Genomic DNA, 24,078 nt, shown 5'->3' with positions numbered 1-24,078 from the left:
GGCAAACCCCATCCCCCTGGAGGCAGTGATGAGCACAGGACCCCGAGCGCCGGGCGGGCCGTCACGGCGCGGTGTGCTGCGTGCGGGCGGCGCGGCGGCGATGGTGGCGGGCGGGGGCGCGCTGGCCGGCTGCGGCACCGGGCCCGCCGACGGGGTCGGGCCCGACGGGCGGGTGACCATCCAGCTGTGGCACGGGCAGACGGACACCGCCGCGAAGGTCCTGAAAGGTCTGGTGGCCCGTTTCCACGCCGCCCATCCCGACATCCGCGTCGACATGGGCGGCGGTGTCCTCGCCGACGCCATGCTCCAGAAGATCACCGCCGCGCTCGCCGCGGGCTCCTATCCCGACATCGCCTACGTCTTCGGCTCCGACCTGGCCAGCGTCGCCCGGAGCCCCGAGGTGGTCGACCTGACCGCCCATGTGCGGGAGGGACCTACGCCGTGGCGCAACTTCTGGGCTCCGGCCCGGCAGGCAGTCACGATCAACGGCCGGGTCCGTGCGGTGCCGGCGCTCCTGGACTGCCTCGCCGTGGTCTGCAACAAGAAACTATTCGCCGAGGCGGGGCTCGACCTGCCCGAACCCGGCTGGACCTGGCAGGAGTTCACCGACACGGCACGCCGCCTGACCGACGCCTCCCGCGGCCGTTTCGGCACCGGCTGGCCCGGCACGGGTGACGAGGACACCGTCTGGCGGATGTGGCCGATGGTGTGGGACCTGGGCGGCGACGTGATCGCCGACGACGGGCACGGCATCGGCTTCGCTCAGGAGGGCGTACGCGCCCTTGAGGTCGTACGGGACCTGGTGCGCGACAAGAGCGTGTACGTCGACCCCAAGCCCGGCAGCGAGCAGATGTACCAGGTCTTCCTCTCCGGACGGATGGGCATGGTGCCCACCGGGCCCTGGCAGCTGCCGGACATCACCCAGGCCAAGGTCGACCACCACGTGGTGCCGATGCCCAGCTTCAGCCGCCGCCCCGTGACCATCTCGGGCCCCGACACCTGGACGGTCTTCGACAACGGCGAGGCCCGGGCGAAGGCGGCCCGCACCTTCGTCACCTGGCTCAACCAGCCTGCCCAGGACAGCCGTTGGGCCGTGGAGGCGGGCAGTCTCCCGCTGAGCCGGCGCAGCCAGGACCGCCCGGCCTGGCGCGAGCACGCCGCCGGCATGCCCGGCCTTCCGGTGTTCACCGAGGCGGTCACATCGGCGCGGGTCCGCCCCGTGCATGCCGCCTACCCCCGCATCTCCCAGTCCCTCGGGCAGGCGGTCGTCTCCGTGCTGCTCGGCCGCAAGAGCCCCGCCGACGCGGTGCGCTCCTGCGCCGAAGAGGCCAACGCCGCCCTGCTGATCCCGCGTTGAGGACCGATATGCCGCCACTTCCCCGCCCCCTGACCCTGCCGCCGGACGCGTCCGGCCGACGCGCCCTGCGCCGCCGGCGCCGCGGCGAGACCGCCACCGCCTGGGCCTTCGTCTCCCCCGCCGTCCTCGTCATCCTCGGTCTGAGCGTCCTGCCGGTCGTGTGGTCGCTGCTGCTGTCCTTCCAGGCCAACGACCTGGTCACGCCCAGCCGTTGGGTGGGCCTTGACAACTACCGGGCGCTGTCCCAGGACCCGCACTTCAGCCAGGCCGTGCGCAACACCCTGCTCTACACCCTCTTGTACGTGCCCTTGAGCATCGCCGTCGGACTTGCCCTCGCCCTGGCACTGAACCGCCGGATCCGCTTCGTCGGCCTGTACCGCACCTTGTTCTTCGTGCCGTTCGTCATCTCGGCCACCGCCCAGGGCGTGCTGTTCTCGTTCATCCTCGACCCCGAGTTCGGGGCGGCCAACTCCGTGCTCCACCGCCTGGGGATCTCTCCGCAGGGCTTCCTCACCGATTCCTCGCAGGCGCTGTTCGTCCTGGTCGCCATCACGCTGTGGAGCGGCACCGGGCTGTGCACCGTCATCTACCTGGCCGCACTGCAGGACGTCGACCGGTCACTGATCGAGGCGGCCCGCCTGGACGGCGCGGGGCGGTGGCATCTGCTGCGGCACGTGACACTGCCCGCGCTCTCCCCGGTCAGCGTGTTCCTGCTGCTGTGGCAGACCATCCAGTCCCTTCAGGTCTTCGACCTGGTCTATGTGACCACCAAGGGCGGGCCCCTCGGGTCGACCACCGTGATCGTCTACTTCATCTGGGAGCAGGCCTTCAAGAACTTCACCGCCGGATACGGCGCCGCGGCCGCCTACGTCCTTGCGCTCGCCCTGTTCGTGGTGACCGTCGTGCTGCGCGTGGTCCGTGGCCGTGGCCCTGGCCGTGGGCGCACCCTTCGTACGAAAGCAGCCGCCTGATGACCGCGACCACCACCGCACCCGAGGCCACCGCGCGCCGGGCCACCGAGCCCGCCGCCCTGCGTCACCGCCGCTTCCGGCTGCCGTTCAGCGGCTGGCACGCACTGCTCGCGCCACTGGCGCTGCTCTTCGCGGTGCCGCTGATCTGGCTGCTCCTGAGCTCGATGATGAGCAACGCCGAGATCAATCGGTTCCCGCCGGCGCTGTGGCCTTCGAGCATCGATCTGGGCGGCTACCGCTATGTGCTCGGCAACGCGATGTTCCCGCGCTGGCTGCTGAACTCCGCGATCGTCTCCGCCGTCGCGGTCACATCGAACCTCGTCTTCGGCGCCCTTGGCGGCTACGCGTTCGCACGGATGCGCTTCCGCGGCTCGCGGACGCTGCTCGTTCTGATGCTGGCGACGATGGCCGTGCCCTTCCAGCTGACGATGATCCCCACCTTCCTGGTGATGAAGAAGCTGGGCCTCATCGACACGCTCGGCGCCCTGATCGTGCCCTCCCTGGTCACGCCGTTCGCGGTGTTCCTGCTGCGGCAGTTCTTCCTCTCGCTGCCGAGGGAACTGGAGGAGGCCGCCTGGATCGACGGCTGTTCGCGGCTGCGGGTGCTCTGGTCGATCGTGCTGCCGCTGGCGCGGCCCGCGCTCGCCACGGTGGCCGTACTGACCTTCCTCACCACGTGGAACGACCTGACCTGGCCGCTGATCGCGATCAACCACGACACCCAGTACACGCTGCAACTGGGACTCACCACCTTCCAGGGGCAGCACCACACCCGCTGGTCCGCGGTGATGGCGGGCAACGTGATCACCGTTCTGCCCGTCCTGCTCGCGTTCCTCTTCGCCCAGAAGGCCTTCATCCGCTCGGTCACCTCCAGCGGCCTGAAGGGCTGACCTTTCCCGCCTCTCCCTGCTCCCTCGCACGACCCGAAGGAAACCGATGCCCCACTCGTACGATCTGCTCGTCATCGGGGACGCCAATCCCGATGTCGTCCTCGGCCCGCTCACCGGCCCACTCGCCTTCGGCCAGCGCGAACAACTCGTCGACGCCGGGGCCCTCACCCCCGGCGGATCGGCCGCGATCATGGCGTGCGGGGCCGCGCGCCTGGGCCTGAAGGTGGCCTTCGCCGGGCGCGTCGGCGATGACGAGGCCGGCCGCTACATGCGCGACGCGCTCACCGCACGCGGCGTCGACACCGGGGCCCTGCGGATGGACGCCTCTTGGCCGACCCCGCTCACCGTCGTGCTCACCCGGGGCGAGGACCGCGCCATCCTCACCTCGCCGGGCACCCTGACCGCCGTCAGCGGCGACGACGTGCCCGAGGAGCTCCTCGCCGACGCCCGGCACGTCCACGCCTCCTCGTACTTCCTGCAGCCCCGCCTGGCCGCCGACCTGCCCCGGCTGCTGCGCACCGCACGATGGCACGGCGCGAGCACGTCCCTGGACACCCAGGACGACCCGTCGGGGCGGTGGGACCAGGCAGCCCTCGACGCCGTGCTCGCCGAGACCGACATCCTGCTGCCCAACGCCCAAGAGGCCCTGCACCTGGCAGGGGCGCCGGCCGGCGGCAGCCCGGAGCGCGCGGCCGAACTCCTCGCCGCCCGCGTCCCGTTGGCCGTCGTCAAGAACGGCGCCGCGGGCGCCCTGTGCCACAACGGCCACACCCTGCTGACCGCGCCCGGCCTCCCCCTGACCCCCGTCGACACCGTCGGCGCCGGGGACAGCTTCAACGCCGGGTTCATCGCCGCCCTCCTCGACGGACGGCCCCCGCACGAGGCGCTGCGGTTCGCCGTCGCCTGCGGGTCGCTGTCCACCCGCGCCCACGGCGGCACCCCGGCCCAGCCCACGCGGGACGAAGTCCTCGCCCACACCACCCCGAGCGGAGCGCACGCCTCATGACCCACCCCAGGATCGCCTTCATCGGCGCCGGCAGCGTCGTCTTCACGCAGGGTCTGCTCGCCGACCTCTTCGCCTTCCCCGAGCTCAAGGGCGCCCACATCGCCCTGCACGACATCGACGCCGAACGCCTGGCCACCGCGCGGGCCGCCGCCGAGTACATCGCCGGCCACCTCGGCGCGCACGCCACCGTCACCGGCCACGCCGACCGGCGCGAGGCCCTGGCGGGCGCGGACTTCGTCATCAACATCGTGCAGGTCGGCATGGCCGAGGCCACCCGCACCGACTTCGACGTCCCGGCCCGGTACGGGCTGCGCCAGACCATCGGCGACACCCTCGGCATCGGCGGCATCTTCCGCGCCCTGCGCACCTTCCCGCTCCTGAAGGCCCTCGGCGAGGACATCGCCGAACTCTGCCCCGACGCCTGGCTCCTCAACTACACCAACCCCATGGCCATGAACATCCAGTACCTCACCCAGGCCACCGGCCTCACCCGGGTGGTGGGCCTGTGCCACTCCGTGTACTGGACCATGCGGGATCTGGCCGAGCTGATCGACGTCCCGTACGAGGAGATCACCTACCGGGCGGCCGGCGTCAACCACCAGGCGTGGGTGCTGCGGTTCGAGCACCAGGGGCGCGATCTCTATCCACGACTCGACGAACTCATCGCCGACGACGCGCAGTTGCGGCGCCGGGTGCGCGTCGACATGTACCGGCGGCTCGGCTACTACCCCACCGAGACCAGCGAACACTCCTCCGAGTACGTCCCCTGGTACCTGCACCACGACAGCGAGATCGAGCGCCTGCGCCTGCCGGTCGGCGCCTACCTGGGCATCGTCGAGGAGAACGTCGCCGCCTATCACCACACCCGCGACGCCCTGGCCACCGGTGAACCGCTCACCGTCGAGGGCACCATGGAGTACGCCCCGCAGATCATCCACAGCATCGTGACCGGCACCCCGCGCACCGTCTACGGCAACGTCCCCAACCACGGCCTGATCGACAACCTCCCGGGCCACGGGGTGGTCGAGGTCCCCTGCCTCGTCGACGCCTCCGGCATCCAGCCCACCCGCGTGGGATCGCTGCCCCCGCAGCTCGCGGCGCTCAACCGCACGTATCTCAGCATGAACGACCTGGTCGTACGCGCCGCCCTCGACGATGAGCCACGCCACATCCGGCACGCCGCGATGACCGACCCGGCCACCGCGGCGGCCCTGCCCGTGGAAGAGATCTGGCGGCTGTGCGACGAGATGGTCAGCGCCCACGCGGATCGCCTCCAGCCGTCCTTGCGCCCTCTGCTGGGCGGCTGACCGGCCGACTGCCCACCCGGCCCATCGCATTCCCCTGACCTGACGAAGGAGGCACCCGCCATGTCACTCACAAGCCAGGAAATCGACTCACAGCCGCAGTGCTGGGAATACGCGCTCAAGCAACTCCCCGAATACGCTCAGGCATTGCCCGACAAGGGCGAGCGGGTCGCCGTGATCGGCTGCGGTACGTCGCTGTTCATGGCCCAGGCCTACGCGCACCTGCGGGAGGATCTGGGGCACGGTCCCACCGACGCCTTCCCCGCATCCGCGGCCCGGCTGCACCGGCCCTACGACCGCATCCTGGCCCTCACCCGTTCCGGCACCACCACCGAAATCCTCACCGCCCTCGGGGCGGCCCGTTCCTCCGCGCGCGTCACCACGATCACGGCGGTGCCCCGGTCGCCTGCCGCGCGCGCCGCCGACGACGTGATCATCCTCGACCACGCCGACGAACGATCCGTCGTACAGACCCGCTATCCGACCACTCAACTGGTCCTTCTGCTGGCCCACTTGGGGCACGCAGCCGACCGGGCGCTGACCGACGTGGCCACGGCCCTGAGCGCGCCGCTCGATCCACGGCTGGTGGCGGCGGAGCAGCTGACCTTCCTCGGCGACGGCTGGCACGCCGGGCTCGCGCACGAGGCGGCGCTCAAGGTGCGTGAGGCGGCCGCCCGGTGGACCGAGTCCTACCCGGTGATGGAGTACCGCCACGGGCCCATCGCGGTGGCCGGTCCCGGACGCGCCGTGTGGAGCCTGTGCCCGCTGCCCGCGGAGCTGACCGCCCGGATCGAGGCCACCGGTGCGTACCTCCGCTGCTCCGAGCTCGACCCGCTCGCGGAACTCGTGCTGGCCCAGCGTCTTGCCGTGCGGCTCGCCGAGGACGCGGGGCGCGACCCCGACAGACCGGCCCATCTGACCCGCTCGGTGGTCCTGCCCTGAACGGCCCCGCGCCCGCCTGACCGTCATCCTGCGCGCGAGGCCCCGGCTGACGTACGTAAGATCGACATCGCGTCACATTTCGCCACACGGAACCCCCTCGGCAGCCGCCCCGAACGAAAGTCTCCGATGCACCGCCCGTACCCCCTGTTCCGCTCGCGCTCTGCCCGGCCGGCCGCCTGCGCCGCCGCCCTCCTCCTGGCCACCGTCGCCTGCACCGCCGACGACGGCAAGGACACACCGGCCACGGACCGGTCGAGCGCCGTACGCGCGCCGGAGGCGGACGCCGTCTTCGATTACCAGCTCGGCGGCGCCTACCCGCCCGACGACGCCGTGGAGGCGGTCTCCCGCGACCGCTCCGCCGCACCGGCCGACGGCCTCTACAACGTGTGCTACGTCAACGCCTTCCAGACCCAGCCGGGCAAGGCCATCACCTGGTGGAAGAAGAACCACCCCGGCCTCCTCCTGAAGAATGACGAGGGCTCCCTGGTGATCGACGAGGACTGGGAGGAGCCGCTCCTGGACATCTCGACACCCGGCAAGCGCCGGCAGCTGATGGACGTCGTCGGGCCGTGGATCGACGGTTGCGCCAAGTCGGGTTACGACGCCGTGGAACCCGACAACCTCGACTCCTACGAGCGTTCGGACGATCTCCTCACGACCGAGCACGCCGCCGCCTTCGCCGAGTTGCTCGCCGAGCGGGCGCACAGCCGTGGCCTGGCCATCGCCCAGAAGAACACCACCGACCTGCTTCCCGAGCGCCGTCGTGTCGGTTTCGACTTCGCCGTGGTCGAGGAGTGCGCGGCGTACAAGGAGTGCGGCGACTTCGCCGACGCGTACGACGACAAGGTCTTCGCCGTCGAGTACACGCGCAAGGACTACCGCAACGCCTGTGACTCCTGGGGCTCTCGCCTGTCCATCACTCTGCGCGACCGCGAGGTGCGCCCCAAGGGGGCACAGGGGTACGTCTTCGCGCAGTGCTGACGGCCGCTCCGGACGGTCTCCGTTTCTGACCGTTTGCCCCTTCGTCGTGCCCGAAGTCCCCTCCAACGCTGCCCGAGTCATCTCAACTGCCTCTATTGGCACAGGAATTCGAGATTCCAGCCCCGGACGCGGCGCCGGAGCCACTACACAGGATGGTGATGTGCCCACGCCAGAAATGGAGGAATCCGTATGGCGACACGAAATACGCGCCGTGATCGTTTGACGCGGGCCGCGCTCGCGGTCACCACCGGCTTGATCTGCACCGTCTCGATCCAGTCGGCAGAAGCCGACGAACCGACCGGAGCGGACGGACCGACAGCGCGACACTGCGTTCTGGACGCGACCACCGGCGACCAGGCCTGCTTCGGCACGTTCGCCGAGGCCATGGCCCGAGCAAGCGACGGAAGCGTCACGGACGCGCCGGCCACCCCACGGGCCGCCGTCAACTCGTCCTCGTTCCGCGCGCAGGCCGGAGACGTCATCCAGGGAACGTTCTTCAGCGATCCCGGTTTCTCGGGTGACACGCTCACCATCAGCGGCCCCTCGCTGTGCGAGAAGGACGGCTGGGTCAACTGGCAGTACGACCTCGGCGACGACTGGAAGAACCGCATCTCCTCCGTGCAGCCCTGGGGCAACTGCGCGATCTGGCTCTACCCCGAGCCCAACCTCGGCGGCGACCGCGACGGACCGTTCGACGAGAACACCTCGGACGTCGGCCAGATGATGAACAACCGCACCCAGTCGATCGGCTTCAGCTAGATCACTGCCGCTGGATCACTGCCGCTAGATCACTGCCGCGCTCGCGCCTTCGTGCGCCGCAGCCCCCCACCAGCGTCACCCTCCCCCCCACTGGAGATCACACATGATCACCCGTACCCGTACCCGTACCCGTCTCGCCATCCTGCTGGCGGCGATGACCACCGCGGGCGGCCTTGCCCTCGCGCCCGCCGCGCAGGCCGACGAAGAACCCCCCACCATTCGTGAGCTGCTCGACAAGTGCGACAACGGCACCGACTCGTGCGTCTTCCACCCCGACGGCCCCGGCACCGATTCGATGGGCGAGGCGCACCAGGTGGGCGACAGCGCCTACAACTGCACGCCGGACCTGCAGCGTTCCAGCATCTCCTGGGCGGACACGACCGGCGAGTCCAACAGCGTCGGCGTCTCGCTCAGCGCGGAGTACGGCTTCGCCGAGGTGTTCAAGGTGAGCATCGAGACCTCGTACGGGCACACCTGGGAGAGCTCGCACACCGAGACCGCCACGACCAACGTCGACGTCCGTCCCGGGGAGGTCGGCTGGGTCACGCGCGAGTCGCAGTTGCAGCGCGTCAAGGGCACCTACGAGCTGCACTTCGAGGACAAGTTCCACGGCCACTACATCTGGTACGCACCCTTCGACGCGACCGGCCCGAAGCCCGGCGCGCCGAGCACCAAGACGCAGCACACCCGCCCCATGACGGAGCAGGAGAAGGCCGAACACTGCGCCTGACGCACCGTCGGCTCCGCCGCGTCAGCCACGCGGGGCTTGGGTGAGCCGATCAACGTGTGCGAGCCGATCAAGCTGCTTGCCGGCCACCACATCGAGAGGGAAGCCGGGGGTGCGCTGTGCGCCCCGGTCGCTGAACTCCACGGTGAGGGAGCCCACCCGCACCCAGATGTGGTGGTCGGTCAGCACGGTGCCCTTGGGGCCGTCCATGCTCAGGTCGAAGGCGACGGCTTCGTCACCGAGGCCGTCGGGTGCCTTCGACACGGAGATACGGGAGTTGAGCTTCCCTTCCGGGGTCTGCCCCACCAGGGTCTTGCACGTCTTGAGCCCGTCAGCGAGCCCGCGGAACTCCCTCGACGCACCGTCCCCGGCATACGAGGCCAGCCAGGTCCGCCCACCCCATTGGTCCTCGCGCCACCAGAAGTCCTGGATCACGGACGTGGTCGCGTCGTGTGCCACCAGCGCGTCGAACACGTCCTGGCAGCCCGGCCCCGGCACCAGAACCCGCGGATCGTACTTGGGCACGGGCCCCTGCGCCGGGGCACTCTCGATCGCCGGCACCGCCCCGTCCGGCAGCAGGAGATCCTTCAACTGCGGGGCTGTCAGCGGTGCGGCCGGGCCCGGCGATGACGATGGAGATGGCGACGCCGACGCTGACGCCGGTTCTTTCGGCTCCACGGCCTCGGCCGAACCGCGCGCCGAACACCCCGCGACGGCCACGACCAGCCCAGCGGCCGCCACCGCACCCACTGCTCCACGACATGCGGACCACATCGCCGCTACCCCCCTGCTCTTCCACGTTCGCGACGCGCAGACCCTACGTCAGAACCAGTGCAGGCAGTGCGGGGCGCGTTCCGTGCGGAAGAGGGCGTCCGCGAGGGCGGTGGCGTCCGGGTGGCGGGTGCGGATGTGTCCCGCGCGGACGAGTGTGCTCGGGGCGGTGCCGCCCAGGTAGAGCGAGCCCAGGTCACGTACGTCCAGGGACAGGTCGGGCTGTCGGTCCGTGGGGACGCAGGCTGCCTCGCCGTCGCGGACCGTCAGCAGGTAGCGGCCGTGCTCGCCGAGGAACGGGTCGTCGACGTCGAGGATCAACTCACCGTCGGTGAACCAGCCGCGTGCGGTCAGGGAACGCGGCACATCGAGGAGACGCACCCACAGCCAGTCCGTGTGTTCGCCGATCGCGCCGGCTCGGAGATCGGCCAGTTGCCAGCGCAGCGGGTGCTCGGGCGGGAGATGCCGGAACACGACCTGCGCGACCAGGTCGTGTCCGAGCACGAACCGGGCCAGGGCGGTGAACACCGCGTCATCGGTGGCTATGGTCTCGTCGACCGTCAGGGTGTCGGGCTCGCCGACGGAGTAACTGGCGTAGCCGTCCGCCGTGCCGTCGGCGTCCCGGTGGACGGCGACGTAGCGCGGCGCGGACGAGACCGGCGGCTGCCCCGCTCCCAGGGCCCACCAGCGGTGCGGCCGGGACAGCGCGCCGGGCTGGGCGCGGCGGTACCGGTCGTAGACCTCTTCGAGGATCTCGCCGCACTCGGCACGCCGCAGCACCTCGACCGACCCGCCGGACCCGCTGTCCATGCCGGTCGCCGGTACGTCGGCCGTCGCACGCGCCCGGGGCAGTGCGAGGGCGGCTCGGTGGCGCGGCACCGTGAGCCGGGCGGTGAAGGTCGCAGGTCCGTAGCCGAACCTGCCGTAGATCGGCGCCTCGGAAGCCAGGAGCACCGAGCAGAACTCACCCCGGGCCCGCACATCGGCGAGCTGACGCCGCATCATCGCGCCGAGCACGCCGCGTCGCCGGTGCGACGGCAGGACGCCGACCGCGCTCACCCCGGCGACCGGAGCGGAGATCTGGCCGGGCAGGGTGAGGTCGAAGGAGTACGCGGCGGCGGTGCCCACGGGCCGTCCGTCCGCTGCCAGGGCCAGCAGACCGCGGTCCATCTCGAGCGCGGACCACCAGCGACCGCCGCCCGCGACGGGGGTTTCCGGGAAGTGCCCGAAGGCCGCGTGAACCGTGTCGACGAAGACGTCCAGGTCGTCATCGGTGGTGGGACGAATCTGCATCGCTGTCACTTCCCTCTCGAAGTAGCGGGACTCGGCCGATGGTCACCGCGCCGCGAAAGCCTTCCGGCGAGATGGCCGACATCGCGTCGAGCGACGGGTCGGGGACCGGCAGGAGGTGGGCGTCGACCCAGGTGTCCCCCGTCGCCGCGTTGGCCCAAGGGTCCTCGATCACGACGGCGCCGGGTACGACGCCGTGGCAGAGCACCCAGTGCGGCACGTCGAACCCCTGCATCCGGGCGAGCGAGAGCAGGAGCAGCACGTGCTCGCGTCGGCCGATCGCCTCCCGGATCGCGGGCAGGGAGAGGCGGCTCGGGTCGATCGGGACACCGACGCGTTCGGCGTCCGCGCGGGAGGCGCGCTGGAGCAGGGCCCGCCACTCCTGGTCGTTCTCCGGGTAGTGGTCGAGCATGACCGGCCGGTCGGTGTCCAGGTGGACCGTGACCGGGGAGACGGGCCAGGCTCGGCTCAGGGCGACGCCAAGCCCGATGGGCTCGCACGCGAGGAAGTTGGTGGCATCGCGCCACAGCCTCAACTCCGCCTGCCGGTCAAGGGCTTCCCGCGGCATCCTTCCCGCGTGCGTCTGCGCGACCAGGGCGGTGACGGCGCCGCAGGTGAAGTGCGTGCTCTGCCCGTAGTACGGAGGCTCGCTCAGCACGCCGTCGACCAGCCAGCGCACGTAACCGGCGGCCGGTCCCGCCGCCCCCTCCGACTGCGTGAGCGGAGGGCTCAGGGGGGCGAAGCCGGTGCCAGCGGCGTCCTCGGGGCTCGCCGACCACCCTTCCCACTTGAGCTGCGCGAGCTCTCGGGAGCGGGCGTGGGCGACGACCGCCTCCACGGCTGCCGGTACGTCGCCGACGGCATCCACGATCTTCAGATAGGCCGTGCCCGGGCGGGCCGTGACGAGCGCGGCAGCGGCCCAGTCCTCGCCGTCGTCACCGGGTATGGCCACGATGTGCGGGCCATGGGCGGAGCGGTCGACCGATCGCCAGCGCTCCGACACCTCGTGGTCGGCGAGCCGCGCCAGCTGGGCCGGCGGGGTCTCCCGCTCGTAGGGGACGACGACGCTCTTCACGGGCTCTTCGGGCCGCGTCGGCGTTTTCTGATGGGGCGACATGCTGGGTGCTCCTAGCGGCGGGACGGGGCGGGAGGCGCGGTTCTTCAACGGGACTTCCGGAGCACCCACACGAAGTACGGTGCGCCGACCAGGGCGATCATGAGGCCGGCCGGTACCTGCGCGGGCGCGACGAGCGTGCGGCCGAGAGCGTCCGCCACGCACACGAGCACCCCGCCGAGCAGCATCGCGACCGGGATCGCGCGGCCGTGCCGGGCGCCCACGAGGGAGCGGGCGAGATGCGGGGCGACGAGCCCCACGAAGCCGACGACGCCGACGGCGATCACGCTCAGCGCGGCGAGCACCGCGGCGATCGCCAGGGCCGTGAAGCGGGTGCGTTCCACCCTGACACCGACGATGCGCGGGGTGTCCTCGTCGACGGCCAGCAGGTCGAGCCGGCCGCGCAGGGCCAGCAGCACGGGAAGGGCGATGGCCAGCGCCACCGCGACCGGGACGACGTCGGGGAACGTGCGCCCGTAGGTCGTGCCGGAGAGCCAGGTGAAGATCCGGGGCGTGTTGTACGGGTCGGCGCGCAGCAGGAGGAAGGTGGTGACGGAGCTGAGGCCGTACCCCATGCCGATGCCGATCAGCACGAACCGGTCGGGCAGGAAGCCGCCGCGCCAGGCCAGCAGGGCGATCACCGCGAAGGTGGCGAGCCCGGCCGCGACGGCGACCGCGATGAGCACCGGTCGGCCCCCGGGCAGACCCGACGTGACGACGCTCGCCGCGCCGAGCCCGGCGCCCGCCGTGATGCCGAGCACCCCCGGCTCCGCGAGGGGGTTGCGTACGGTGCTCTGCACGACGCAGCCGGCCAGACCGAGTGCCGCGCCGGCGAGGATCGCGGCGGTCACCCGCGGGACCCGGTCGTCGAGCGCCTGGCCGATCAGGTCCGGGGCGGTGCCCTGGACCCAGAGGCCGATGTCTCCTGTCCGCAGCCAGAGGCTTCCGGCCAGGACCGCCACGAGGGCGGCCACGGCCAGCAGTGCCACGGCGCCGGACACGACGAGGAGGTACGCGCGGCGGGACCGTACGGCGACGCGCGTACGCGGGGGCTGCCGGAGCCGGCCGGTGTCACGCAGCCGCAGCGCGAGGACCACGATCACGACGGAGCCGAGCAGCGCGGTCGGCACACCGGTGGGAATGGACGCGGCCCCGTCCGCCCCCTGCACCGCACGCAGAACCGCGTCCGCGAGCAGGATGAGCAGCGCGCCGAGCAGGCCGGCCGCCGGGATCAGGAGCAGGTGCCCGCGCAGCGCGCGGACCCGCCCCGCGATCAGCCGGGCCAGCACGGGAGCGCCGAGACCGACGAAGGCCATCGGGCCGGCGAGGGTGACCGCGGTGCTGGTCAGGAGTACCGCGCAGACCACGGCGAGCACGCGGGTGCTTCGGATGGGTACGCCGAGGGTGGACGCGGTGTCGTCCCCGAGGTTCATCACGTCAAGCCGCCGGGACAGCGCCAGGGCGACGCACAGCATCACGCCGATGAGAGGGATGGCGCGTATCGACGCGTCGATGTTCAACTGCGCGAGTGAGCCGCTCCCCCAGGCGAAGAGACCGGTCGTGTTCTGGTCGAACAGGATGAGGAGCATGCCGGTCGCGGCGTCCAATGCCATCGCCGTCGCCGATCCGGCGAGGATGAGGCGGGTGCCGGCGGTGCCCGCGGCCCGGCCCGCGAGAAGCAGCACGAGTGCCGCCGCGACCAGGCCACCGGCGAAGGCGACGGCGCCCGACGCCCACAGCGGGACGGCGAGGCCGAAGGCGGCGACGAGCGTGAGGGAGAAGTGGGCGCCGGCCGTGACGGCGAGGGTGTCGGGCGAGGCGAGCGTGTTGTGCGTGACGGACTGGAGCAGCGTGCCGGCACAGCCGAGGGCGAAACCCACCGCCACGCCCGCGAGCAGGCGCGGCAGCCGTGAGCCGGTGAGGATCTCGCCGACCGGTGCGCCGCCGCTGTTCGCGGGTTCCCCGGCGAAATGGCGCAGCAGGTCGGATACGCCGACGCCCGATGTCCCCTGGGTCAGGTGCCACATGCCCACCAGGACGGTCGCGACGAGGAGGACCGCCAGGACGGCCGCCCCGGCGGGGCCGCCACCGCGCTCGCGGCGCGGCAGCGGTCCCGCTTCAGGTGCGGCTGTGCGTACGGTGCTCACTTCTTGTCGAGTACGTCGACGTAGGCGTCGATCGCCTGCTCGTTGGAGCGCGGGCCGCCTGCGCCCCACACCCGGGCCGGGAACGCGTGGGCGCGGCCTTCCTTGACGGCCGGGAGGGTCTTCCAGATCGGGTTCTTCCGCAGCGCCGACACGTAGCCGCCCGCGCCTTCGTCGTTGGCGTAGAAGAGGTTGGCGTCGCCCACCCCGGTGAGGCCCTCGACATCGGTCTGCGCGAGGCCGTAGGCGGGGTCGACACCGCCGTCACCGTGCTTCTTGTTGACGTCGTTGGTCCATGCGGGCCGCAGGCCGAGTTCCTTGCCTATCTCGGTGAACAGGGCGCCGTCGCTGTAGGGGCGGACGGTGAGATTGCCTCCCTCGAGCCATCCGTCGAAGAACAGGAAGTCCTTCGTCGGCAGGTCGGCGTCGGTGACCTTCTTCTTCGCCGTCGCGAGGTGCTGGTCGAACTCCTTGAGCACCTGGCCGGCCCGCTCGGTGCGTCCCGTGGCCTCGCCGATCATGCCGAAGACTTTCCGCATGTTCCCGATCGGGTCCTTCGGGTCGGCTCCTCGCGTGGCCATCACGGGGACGCCTCGCTTCTCCAGCTTCTTGATCATCTCGTCCTTGGCGTCGAACGCCTCCACGACGATGAGGTCGGGCTTGGCCGCGTAGAGGGTGTCGAGGTCGGGCTCCTCACGGGTGCCGATGTCCGTCACGCCCTTGGGCAGCTTCTCCGCGCTGACCCAGGTGCGGTATCCCTTCGCGTCGGAGACGGCGGTGGGGGTGACGCACAGGGTCAGCGCGTCTTCGACCTGCTGCCATTCGAGGACGGCGATCCGCTCGGCCGGCTTGTCGAGCTTCACCTGGCGGCCGACGCCGTCCTTGAAGGAGACCGGCTTCGTCGAGGTGTTCGTGGTGTCCTTGGCGCAGCTCTTCGACGAGGGGGACGCGTCGGCGCCGCTGCCGGCCGTGGCCTTGTCGACGTCGGTCGTACCGCAGGCCGTTGCGGCGAGCAGGGCGAGCCCGGTGGAGGCTGATGCCGCCAGGCGACGGGCACGGTTCATGAAGGGTCCTCTTTCTCAAATGATGCGTAAGCGACGCGGAGGCGTGCCGACGTGTTCAGGACAGGTGGCGCCCGAGTGGGTCAATGCGGAGGCGGCCTGTGCGGGGGTCGGAGCTCACCTCGACCCGGATGTCGTAGACCTCGCCGATGTTCTCGGCGGTCAGGACATCGGCGGGAGTGCCGGCGGCGTACACCCGGCCCGAACTCATGAGGACGAGCGTGTCCGCGACACGGGATGCCTGGTCGAGGTCGTGCAGCACGATCCCGACCGCGATGCCGTGTTCCTCGACGAGATCCCGTACAAGATCGAGCGTCTCGAACTGGTAGCGCAGGTCCAGGTGATTGGTCGGCTCGTCGAGAAGCACGACGCCGGTTTCCTGGGCAAGGCAGGCCGCGAGCCAGACGCGCTGCATCTCCCCGCCGGAGAGTTCTCCGACCTGCCGTCCCGCCATGTCCCGCACTCCGGTGACCCCCATGGCGTGGTCGACGGCGGTCCGGTCCTCGGCGGTCGGTCCGGCGAAGCCACGTCGGTAGGGATGGCGTCCGAACGCGACGACCTCCGCGGCCGTCAGCCCCTGGGGAGCGGGCCTGGACTGGGAGAACAGCGTGACCTCGCGCGCGAACTGCCGGGGGCTGAGCAGGGCCGCGTCACGCTCGCGCCGTCCTTCGGGTGCGCTTCGTCCTTCGGGTGCGCTCTGTCCGTCGGGTGTGCCGAGTGTCACCCGGCCGCCGTCCACCCGGTGCAGGCGGGAGAGCGCGCGCAGCAGCGTGGACTTGCCGCTGCCGTTCGGCCCCACCAGGGCGGTCGCACGGCCGGGTTCCAGGGCGACCGAGACGCCGTGGACGACCGGTTTGCCGCTGTAGCGGAGCACCAGGTCGTGCCCGTGGAGGGCGGCCACCGGAGCGGCGGGGCCGGTCACCGCTCTTGCGGCAGGCCGAAATGGGCTCGTGAACATGAAGGGGTCCGGACGATCGGAGGGGCGAGGGCTGCGGCACCCCTCCGTCCGGCTTCACCGGTCAGGCCGCGCGCTCACCCGCGCACGGACAGCGCCGTGCGCGGCGAGCACCAACTAAGGGTTACCTAACTCGGAGAAGGCTATATTCCGCTTGCCGCGTCGACAATCAGGAGTTCTGGTCACGCGATACGGAATTCCGGACATCGCCGGGTGTGCCGTGCGCCGTCCCCGCGTCGAAGAACGCGCCAGGCGTGGTCCCCATGACCCGCCGGAACGCGGCGATGAAGGAGCTGGGCTGGGCGTAGCCGAGCACCTCGGAGACCGTTGTCACGTCGAAGCCCTCGGCGAGGAGCATCAGCGCCCGGTGCACGCGCAGCATCTGGCGCCACCGCGCGAAGGAGAGACCTGTCGTCTGACGGAAGGCGCGGGTGATCGTGCGGTCGCTGGTCCCCAGGCGTCGCGCCCACTCCTCCAGCGAGCGGTAGTCGGCGGGATCGTCCAGCAGGGCCTCGGCTATCGCGTCGATACGGGGGTCTCCCGGCAGCTGCAGGGAGAACTGCCGCTCCGAGGGCTGGATCACGTCGAAGACGACCGACTCCGCCCTCGCCCTGGCCTCCGCGTCAAGATCCGTACGGGAGAGATGGGTAAGGAGCGACTCCAGCAAGGGCGTCATCGCGATCGCCTTCGGTTCCTCGAACGCGAACGGCGTGCGATCGAGGGCGAAGAAGGCGTCGGAGAACCGCGCACCCGCCGTCGCCCGGCCCGCATGCACCACTCCCGCGGGCATCCACAGCCCGTGCCCCTCGACCACGGTGAAGACACGGTCCCCCACCCGGGACGTCAGCGTTCCCCCGCGCACCCATACGAGCTCATGCAGGGGATGCGCGTGCGGGGACCACTCCGTGGGAGCGCGGACCACCCGGAACCCGGCAAGGATGGCGCCCGCCGCAGCCTGCGCCGGCAGCGCCTCGGCCCGGCGCGTCACGGTGCCCGCCTCGCGCCGCCACATCCCGGGGGTCGCCTCACCACGGGACGATCGAACCATGCGCAGGAGTCTATCCGCGCTGGTCCGCGCCCCGGCGTCTGGGGGAAAACCCCCAGGCCAGACGGAGGAAATCCGCGTTCCGGCGGGCCACGGCGGGGGCCTAACGTGAGGTTGTCCGGCCCCACCAGGTCTGCAGCAGGAGTTGGGATGACGGAGGCGCAAGGTCTCACGGAGCGGGACGGTCCGACGGCCCGACCGCGGGCCGACGGCTCCACCACCTCCGGCACGCCGGAGCACCCCGGGCCACCGACGGGCACACGAGGGGCGCGCGCGGTCGTACGAGCCGTGGGACGCGCCCCTCTCACCCGGCGGGCGTGGGCCGAGGCGGCGTACTGCTTGATCGGGTTTCCGCTGGCTCTCCTGGGCGGCGTGCTCCTCGCGGTGGCGCTGGCCCTGGGCGCGGGTTTCACCGTGTCGGTGCTGTTCGCCGTGCTGGGGGCGCTTCTGTTCATCACGGGGCTGCAACTGGCCCGCGCGCTGGGCGGCGCGCATCGGCGCCTCGCGGCCCTGTTCCTCGGGGACCGGACGGTCGCGCCGCCGCCACTGCGTCCAAAGGGGCGGTTGGTCAACCGACTCGACGCCCGGCTCTCGGACGGGGCCGGCTGGCGGTCGGCTGCCTATGTCCTGGCGAAGCTGCCGGTCGGCTGCCTGGGGGCGTACGCCGTCCTGTGGTGGCTCGTGGGGCTGATCGACCTCACGGCGCCGGTGCGGTGGGCGCTCTTCGGGCAACGTCCCGAGCCTGGTTCCCGCGAGGGCATGCCGGTCCTCACGCCGTTGCTCTTCGGCAGTCCGGACGCGGACACCTTCGGCGGCACGTTCCTCGCGGTCGCCGTCGGTGCGGGCGTCCTGCTGTGCGCGCCCTGGGTGACCCGTCTGGTGACCGAGGCGGATCGCTGGCTGATCGGCGCCCTGCTCGGACCGGGACAACTGGCCGATCGGGTGCGGGACTTGGAGGAGACGCGAGCGCTCGCCGTGGACGACTCGGTGGCGCTGCTCCGCCGGGTCGAGCGTGATCTCCACGACGGGGCGCAGGTCCGCCTCGTCGCGGTGGCGATGAGCCTCGACATGATCAGACAGCGGCTGGGCGAGAGCGAGGACACCGGTGACGGCCAAGGCGGCGGGCCCCTGGATGTCGCCCGCCTGCGTCAACTCGTCGACGGGGCCCATCATCACGCCACCGAGGCCCTCACCGAGCTGCGGGACCTGGCCCGCGGCATCCATCCCCCGGTCCTCGACGACGGGCTGCCGGACGCGCTCGCCACGCTCACCGCACGCAGCAGCATCCCCGTCGACCTGGTGACGGAGATACCGGAGCGGCCGACCCCGGCCATCGAGACCATCGCGTACTTCTGCGCGGCGGAGCTGCTCGCGAACGTCATCAAGCACAGCGGGGCCCGGCGGGCCTCCATCACGGTGGCCCAGTTGGACGGCCGGCTTCTTCTGCAGGTCGGTGACGACGGGCGTGGTGGTGCGGACGCCGGCGCGGGAAGCGGGCTCGCGGGACTCATGCAACGCGTACGCACGGTCGATGGGGGGATGGATGTCAGAAGTCCCGAAGGCGGGCCGACGGCGGTCACGGTCGAGCTGCCGCTGCACGCGTGAGAGCATTCCGCCATGCGCGTCGTGATCGCCGAGGATGCCGCCGTACTGCGGGAGTTGCTGGGTCAGATGCTCCAGGAGCGCGGGCACGAGATCTGTGCGTCGGTGAGCGACGCGGACATGCTGCGGGCAGCGGTCGCCGAGCATCGTCCGGACGTCATGGTGACCGACATCCGGATGCCTCCGACGCACACGGACGAAGGGCTCCGCGCGGCCATCGACATCCGCCGCGACCACCCCGGCACGGGCGTGCTGCTCTTCTCCCAGTACGTGGAGACGAAGTACGCCACGCGGCTGCTCGCAGCGGGTTCGGCGGGCGTCGGGTACCTCCTCAAGGACCGCGTCGCCAACGTTGCGGAGTTCACCGACGCCCTGGAGCGGGTGGCCGCCGGGGGTACGGCTCTGGACCCCGAGGTCGTCACGCAGCTGGCCGGGGCCGGACGCCGCGCGGAGGAACTCGCGCCGCTCACCGACCGGGAGCGCGAGGTGCTCTCGCTGATGGCCGAGGGCCGGTCCAACGCGGCGATCGCGCAGAGTCTCGTCGTCTCGGCCGGGACCGTGGAGAAGCATGTGGCCGCCGTCTTCGACAAGCTCGGGCTTCCCGTGTCACATGACCACAACCGCCGCGTGCTCGCCGTCATCCGCTACTTGCGCGGGTGATCGGGATCGCGCCACCGGAACATATCGTTCCGAAGGACACAGACATATGCCACAAGCAACCCCGCGTCGTGTGTTGCCAAATCCCTTACGGGCCACCCCCCGCTGTGCGAAAGTCATTAGCGGTCCATCCCGCCCGTTTGGTCGCACCGCATCCTCAACGGAGCACCTCATGCCGTCCCATGTCTTCGCGGACCGCCCTTCCGCCCAGCCGCCCGAGCGCGGCTCGGTCGAGGCGCTGATCACGCAGACACGTCGGCTCCGCGGCCAGGTCGACGCCGTACGCCGAGACGCCGTGCCCGACCAGAGCGATCCGCAGGGGCGCTGGCGACGCGCCCTGTGCGACCTTGCGGTCCATCAGCTCAACGACCTGGACGACCACCTCGCGCAGTTGCGGGACGGACCCGCGCAAGCAGCCGCCGAGCCCGCCGCTCCGGCCATTCCCCCGCCGCTCGAACCGCAGCACGGCTCACTGCTCAGCCGGGTCGGCAGCGCGGAGTGGAACCTCCTGAACGACGAGGCGAGTTGGTCGGGCGAGCTGTACCACATCCTCGGGCGGGCCCCGGAAGCTCCCCCGCTCTCCCTCGACGAGCTGCCCTCCCTGGTGCACGCCGACGACCAGCCGATGCTGACGGCCATGGTCACGGACTGCCTGATCGACGGGAAGCCGATCGACGGCGAGTTCCGTATCGTGCGCCCCGACGGCGGCGTCCGGCAGGTGCACATGATGGGCGAGCCCGTGCTCGCCGCTGATGGCAGCACCGCCTCGATGTGGGCGGTCTTGCGGGACGTCAGCGAGCTGCGCCGCAGCCAGCGAGTGGTGCGCGAGACCCGTGACTCGTTGCAGCGCCAGCGGCACATCGCGCAGACAGAGCACCGGCTCGCGGTCGAACTGCAGGAGGCCGTGCTGCCGCCGTGGCGCGGCTCCCTGCGGTTCCCGCACGGCGGACCCGCGGCACTGGATCTCGCCGCGCACTACCTCCCCTCCTCCACGAGCTCACTGATCGGCGGCGACTGGTACGACGCGATGGAGCTGCCCGACGGCCAGTTCCTGCTCAGCGTCGGTGACCTCACGGGACATGGCGTCACCGTCACGTCGGGCATGGCGATGCTGCTCGGCGCGGTGCGCGGCATGGCCGTCGCCGGGGTCCGTCCCGCCCAACTGATGGGCTGGCTCAATCAGTTACTGGACAGCACCGCGCAACCGGCCCTCGGCAGCGCCGTCTGCTGCCAGTACACCCCCGCCACCCGCACCCTCAGCTGGGCGCAGGCGGGACACCCCGCCCCGCTGCTGTTCCGCGACGGGACGGGGCGCGCGCTGACGCCACCGGGTGGAGTGATCCTCGGAGCGACCTCCGGAGCCACGTACGAGCAGGCCGAAGTGCAACTCGAGCCCGGCGACCTGCTGTTGCTGCACACCGACGGGCTTGTTCCCCGGCGCGCCAGGGACGCGGCCACGAGCCGGCTGCTCGCGCTCGCGCCACGTTTCACGGACACGCGGGGTGCGCAGGACTGTGTGAGGACGGTCGTCGAAGAGTTCGGCGTGGCCCCACGCGAGGACGACGCCTGCCTGTTGGTCGCCCGGGTGGGTGCCTGACCCCCCGAGCCGTGCCGGGTCCTATGCGCGGACCCGGCTGCCACCTCCGGACTTGGCCGAGGCCTTGGGCAGGGCCAGCTTGATCTCCTCGCGCAGGTCCTCGATCTTCGGGTAGCCCGAGTACTGAGCCGTCAGGCGGTACATCTCGCGCAGCCGGTCCCAGGTGCGCAGCGAGGAGTTCGACCCCATCGAGACCAGCGCCAACCGTGCGTAGCGGTCGGCCTGTTCGGGGTCGTCGGCGATGAAGCATGCCGATGCCAGCGAGATGTAGTCGAAGATCTGGGAGCGGTCGCGGCCCTTGGCCCGCAGGTCGATGGCCTCCCGGGCATGGCGCTGAGCGGTGTTGGCGGCGGACGCGTCGTGATCGGCGAGGGTGCGGAAGGCCAGGGCCTGCATGCCGTGCATGTCCGCCTCGTCGAACATCTGCATCCAGCTGGGCGGTGGTACGTCCCCCTTGTCGGAGACGAAGAGATCCTCCGCGATGCCGAGTGTGCGGCGCATCGCCTGGCCCTTGCCCATCGACGCCTGTGCCCAGGCCTCGATGGTGTAGAGCATGGCCTGCGTGCGCGGCAGCATCTCCTCGCCCGAGCCCGACTGGGCGAGCTTCATCAGGTCCAGTGCGTCGTCGGGACGCCCCAGATGCACCATCTGGCGCGCGGCCCGGGACAGGGCCTCACCGGCGCGTGGCCGGTCGCCGCCCTCCCGGGCCGCGTGCGCGGCGATCACGAAGTACTTCTGTGCCGTGGGCTCCAGGCCGACGTCGTGCGACATCCAGCCCGCGAGGACGGCGAGATTGGCAGCGACGCCCCACAGGCGGCGCTGGAGATGGTCGGGGTGTCGGTAGGCGAGCATGCCGCCCACTTCGTTGAGCTGCCCCACCACAGCCTTGCGCTGCAGCCCTCCGCCACGGGAGGCGTCCCAGGCTCGGAACACCTCGACGGAGGTCTCCAGTTCCTCGATCTCCTGCGACCCGATGGGGGCGGCCTCGTAGCGGTCGAACCCAGCGGGGTCGGCGTGCAGGGGATGGTCGGATCGGGGAGCGTCGGCAGCAAGGGCCGGATCGGTGTGCAGCCAGTCGTGCATGGCGCCGGTCAGTGCGGAGCCGGCGGCGAGCGCGGCACCCGCGCCCACCAAGCCGCGTCGGTTGAGCATGAGGTCCATTCCCGTGAATTCGGTGAGGACCGCGGCTGTCCGTTCGGGCGCCCACGGCATGCCGTCGGGGTGCTCCACACTCCCGTCGCCACGCTGCTTCCCCACGCGCCCGTGCCGGACCAGACCAAGATCCTCAATGGTCACGACACGGCCGAGACGCTCGGTGAACAGAGCCGCCAGCACCCGGGGCACGGGATCGCGCGGGATTTCTCCCATGTCGATCCATCGCCGTACCCGCGAGGTGTCGGTGGCCAGCTGCGGATGCCCCATGGCCGCCGCCTGCCGGTTCACCAGTCTCGCGAGCTCCCCCTTGGACCAGCCTGCCAGGCCGAAAAGGTCCGACAGTCGGGTGTTGGGTTGTCCGTTCACGTCAAGCCCCCAGGTTCTCGGCTGAGTTGACAGTAACCCTCTGTCAGTTGCTGGGCGACTATTCGCCAGGGTTCGCCAGGGTGCGCCACATGGTGTGCCAGGGGACGCCGGGTGTCAGGTAGGAATGCGCCACCCCGACCCGGTCCACCGCGGGACATTCCCCAGGGTGCTCCCAACGGGGCCGGGGACGGGAGGCGCCGCAATTCGCTGGCACACGAAGGGATCTGTTTCGCCCATGTACACAGCATCGTCCTCCGTGTCCGCCCCGCCCCGGCCGCTGCACAGCCGACAGCCGGGCAGCGGCCCGTATCTGGAGCCCGCGCGCCCCGCGGCCGGGTCGCTCGGCGCCGGCCGGACGCGACGCGTTCCGGGGCCCGGCACGCAACCGCTCAGCGGGAGACTCGACTTGTCAGGCCCCCAGGGGGCGCAACTGCGCACCGCGATCGCCTCGGTGCACCGCATCTGTCCGGAGTTCAACCCGGTACAGGTGCTCCGCCGCAGCGGACGCACCGTACTGCTCGTGGGAACGACAGGACGCAGCACCGCGATCGCCAAATGTTTACTGGACCACTCGCCCGCGTGGGCCGAGCGGATCCGGCACGAAATAGCGGCATACCGCTCGTTCGTCCGGCACCGTCCTCCGGTCCGGGCCCCGCGGCTCATCGCCGCGGACCCCGAGGACTGCACGCTGGTGATCGAGCGGATGCAGGGGCGCGTCGCCGCGCTGTCCCGCCACCCCGTTGAGCCGCCGCCGCGCGCGGACGTGCGCCTCGCGCTCAACTCCATTCGCCATCTCAACCGGTGGCGTCCACCGCAGGAGCTGTTCGGCAGGCCCATGGACTACGGCAAGCGGATCAACCGCTTCCATGAGCTGGGGCTGCTGACCGACCGGGACATGGGCGATCTGCAGAAGCTGCTGCACGGCATCGCGCACTCGGCCGGGCAGCACGGCACGTGGCAGTTCTGCCACGGTGACGCGCTCCTCTCGAACATCCTGCTGTCCCCGGCCGGTCCGGTGTTCGTGGACTGGGAGCACGCGGGCTGGTATCTGCCGGGCTATGACCTGGCGACGCTGTGGTCGGTGCTCGGTGACGCACCGGTCGCGCGGCGCGAGATCAGTCAGCTGGCGCAGGAGCAGGGCCCGGCGGCGCGTGACGCGTTCCTGGTCAACCTGATGCTGGTGCTGACCCGGGAGATCCGTACGTACGAGATGGCCGTGCAGCGATCCATGCACGACGCGTCGCCTGCGGCGCCGGGGCCCGCCCATCCCGGTGCCGCGACATCCGGTGAGGAGCAGCGGCTGCTGCTGCGGCGGTTGCACGACGACTGCCAGCTGGCCCGTCGGGCCGTGCGTGCGGCCGTCGGCACTCGCTGACCCGGGGGG

General features: G+C 71.2%; 21 protein-coding genes. 13 read left to right on the top strand and 8 right to left on the bottom strand.

Translation table 11 applies throughout. The features are described 5' to 3' along the window. Window positions 1–28 precede the first annotated feature (28 nt). The 9 genes from ACWD02_RS16325 to ACWD02_RS16285 all read left to right on the top strand — a co-directional run bounded on the left by ACWD02_RS16325 (window position 29) and on the right by ACWD02_RS16285 (window position 8,940). On the top strand, window positions 29–1,357 hold the full coding sequence (locus ACWD02_RS16325) for an ABC transporter substrate-binding protein (RefSeq protein WP_451210289.1): 1,329 nt from the start codon (window positions 29–31) through the stop codon (window positions 1,355–1,357). 8 nt (window positions 1,358–1,365) lie between these two features. Beyond that, on the top strand, window positions 1,366–2,328 hold the full coding sequence (locus ACWD02_RS16320) for a carbohydrate ABC transporter permease (RefSeq protein ID WP_451210286.1): 963 nt from the start codon (window positions 1,366–1,368) through the stop codon (window positions 2,326–2,328). Then, window positions 2,328–3,218 (top strand): carbohydrate ABC transporter permease, encoded by an 891-nt coding sequence (locus ACWD02_RS16315; protein WP_451210283.1) that lies wholly within the window; start codon window positions 2,328–2,330, stop codon window positions 3,216–3,218. Before ACWD02_RS16320 ends, ACWD02_RS16315 begins: the two co-directional genes overlap by 1 nt. Before the next feature lie 46 nt (window positions 3,219–3,264). Next, window positions 3,265–4,224 carry a carbohydrate kinase family protein gene (locus tag ACWD02_RS16310; protein ID WP_451210280.1) on the top strand — a complete coding sequence of 320 codons (960 nt, stop codon included), beginning with the start codon at window positions 3,265–3,267 and terminating at the stop codon, window positions 4,222–4,224. Then, a complete protein-coding gene (gene melA / locus ACWD02_RS16305) occupies window positions 4,221–5,531 on the top strand; it encodes an alpha-galactosidase (RefSeq protein ID WP_451210277.1) in 1,311 nt (436 codons plus the stop codon). The genes ACWD02_RS16310 and melA overlap by 4 nt, the downstream gene beginning before the upstream one ends. A gap of 60 nt (window positions 5,532–5,591) precedes the next feature. Beyond that, a complete protein-coding gene (locus ACWD02_RS16300) occupies window positions 5,592–6,470 on the top strand; it encodes an SIS domain-containing protein (RefSeq protein WP_451210274.1) in 879 nt (292 codons plus the stop codon). A gap of 126 nt (window positions 6,471–6,596) precedes the next feature. After that, entirely contained in the window at window positions 6,597–7,451 is an 855-nt protein-coding gene (locus tag ACWD02_RS16295) for an endo alpha-1,4 polygalactosaminidase (protein WP_451210271.1), read from the top strand. 189 nt (window positions 7,452–7,640) lie between these two features. After that, entirely contained in the window at window positions 7,641–8,210 is a 570-nt protein-coding gene (locus tag ACWD02_RS16290) for a hypothetical protein (protein WP_451210268.1), read from the top strand. Between the two features lie 103 nt (window positions 8,211–8,313). Then, complete coding sequence (locus ACWD02_RS16285) at window positions 8,314–8,940, top strand: hypothetical protein (RefSeq protein ID WP_451210266.1); 627 nt, start codon at window positions 8,314–8,316, stop codon at window positions 8,938–8,940. A 21-nt stretch (window positions 8,941–8,961) separates the two neighbouring features. Here ACWD02_RS16285 and ACWD02_RS16280 read toward each other — a convergent pair whose 3' ends face one another. From ACWD02_RS16280 to ACWD02_RS16250, 7 genes are all read right to left on the bottom strand, one after another. Then, on the bottom strand, window positions 8,962–9,528 hold the full coding sequence (locus ACWD02_RS16280; protein WP_451210263.1) for a hypothetical protein: 567 nt from the start codon (window positions 9,526–9,528) through the stop codon (window positions 8,962–8,964). A 231-nt stretch (window positions 9,529–9,759) separates the two neighbouring features. Beyond that, complete coding sequence (locus tag ACWD02_RS16275) at window positions 9,760–11,001, bottom strand: GNAT family N-acetyltransferase (RefSeq protein ID WP_451210260.1); 1,242 nt, start codon at window positions 10,999–11,001, stop codon at window positions 9,760–9,762. Continuing rightward, window positions 10,976–12,115, bottom strand: a complete 1,140-nt coding sequence (locus tag ACWD02_RS16270) for a peptidase C39 family protein (protein WP_451210257.1) — start codon at window positions 12,113–12,115, stop codon at window positions 10,976–10,978. The genes ACWD02_RS16275 and ACWD02_RS16270 overlap by 26 nt, the downstream gene beginning before the upstream one ends. Window positions 12,116–12,159: 44 nt before the next feature. Further along, on the bottom strand, window positions 12,160–14,259 hold the full coding sequence (locus tag ACWD02_RS16265; protein WP_451210254.1) for an iron ABC transporter permease: 2,100 nt from the start codon (window positions 14,257–14,259) through the stop codon (window positions 12,160–12,162). After that, window positions 14,256–15,320 carry an iron-siderophore ABC transporter substrate-binding protein gene (locus tag ACWD02_RS16260; protein ID WP_451210251.1) on the bottom strand — a complete coding sequence of 355 codons (1,065 nt, stop codon included), beginning with the start codon at window positions 15,318–15,320 and terminating at the stop codon, window positions 14,256–14,258. The genes ACWD02_RS16265 and ACWD02_RS16260 overlap by 4 nt, the downstream gene beginning before the upstream one ends. Before the next feature lie 55 nt (window positions 15,321–15,375). After that, on the bottom strand, window positions 15,376–16,275 hold the full coding sequence (locus ACWD02_RS16255) for an ABC transporter ATP-binding protein (RefSeq protein ID WP_451210248.1): 900 nt from the start codon (window positions 16,273–16,275) through the stop codon (window positions 15,376–15,378). Window positions 16,276–16,441: 166 nt separating this feature from the next. After that, window positions 16,442–17,320, bottom strand: coding sequence for a helix-turn-helix domain-containing protein (locus ACWD02_RS16250; RefSeq protein WP_451210245.1), 879 nt, complete (start codon window positions 17,318–17,320; stop codon window positions 16,442–16,444). A 147-nt stretch (window positions 17,321–17,467) separates the two neighbouring features. On the opposite strand from ACWD02_RS16250, the gene ACWD02_RS16245 reads away from it, so the two are divergent. From ACWD02_RS16245 to ACWD02_RS16235, 3 genes are all read left to right on the top strand, one after another. Further along, on the top strand, window positions 17,468–18,922 hold the full coding sequence (locus ACWD02_RS16245) for a sensor histidine kinase (RefSeq protein WP_451210241.1): 1,455 nt from the start codon (window positions 17,468–17,470) through the stop codon (window positions 18,920–18,922). A gap of 12 nt (window positions 18,923–18,934) precedes the next feature. Continuing rightward, window positions 18,935–19,579: a response regulator gene (locus ACWD02_RS16240; protein WP_451210237.1), complete on the top strand. Its 645-nt coding sequence runs from the start codon at window positions 18,935–18,937 to the stop codon at window positions 19,577–19,579. Between the two features lie 169 nt (window positions 19,580–19,748). Then, entirely contained in the window at window positions 19,749–21,173 is a 1,425-nt protein-coding gene (locus tag ACWD02_RS16235) for a PP2C family protein-serine/threonine phosphatase (protein WP_451210234.1), read from the top strand. Between the two features lie 21 nt (window positions 21,174–21,194). On the opposite strand, the gene ACWD02_RS16230 is transcribed toward ACWD02_RS16235, so the two are convergent. Continuing rightward, window positions 21,195–22,694: a DNA-binding protein NsdB gene (locus ACWD02_RS16230; RefSeq protein WP_451210231.1), complete on the bottom strand. Its 1,500-nt coding sequence runs from the start codon at window positions 22,692–22,694 to the stop codon at window positions 21,195–21,197. 235 nt (window positions 22,695–22,929) lie between these two features. Between ACWD02_RS16230 and ACWD02_RS16225 the strand changes: the two genes are divergently transcribed. Continuing rightward, window positions 22,930–24,069, top strand: a complete 1,140-nt coding sequence (locus tag ACWD02_RS16225) for an aminoglycoside phosphotransferase family protein (RefSeq protein ID WP_451210229.1) — start codon at window positions 22,930–22,932, stop codon at window positions 24,067–24,069. Window positions 24,070–24,078: the final 9 nt, after the last annotated feature.

Source organism: Streptomyces sp. NPDC002853, assembly GCF_053591915.1.
Note: the sequence above shows the minus strand (reverse complement) of the source record. Positions and strands in the feature narration are given on the sequence as shown.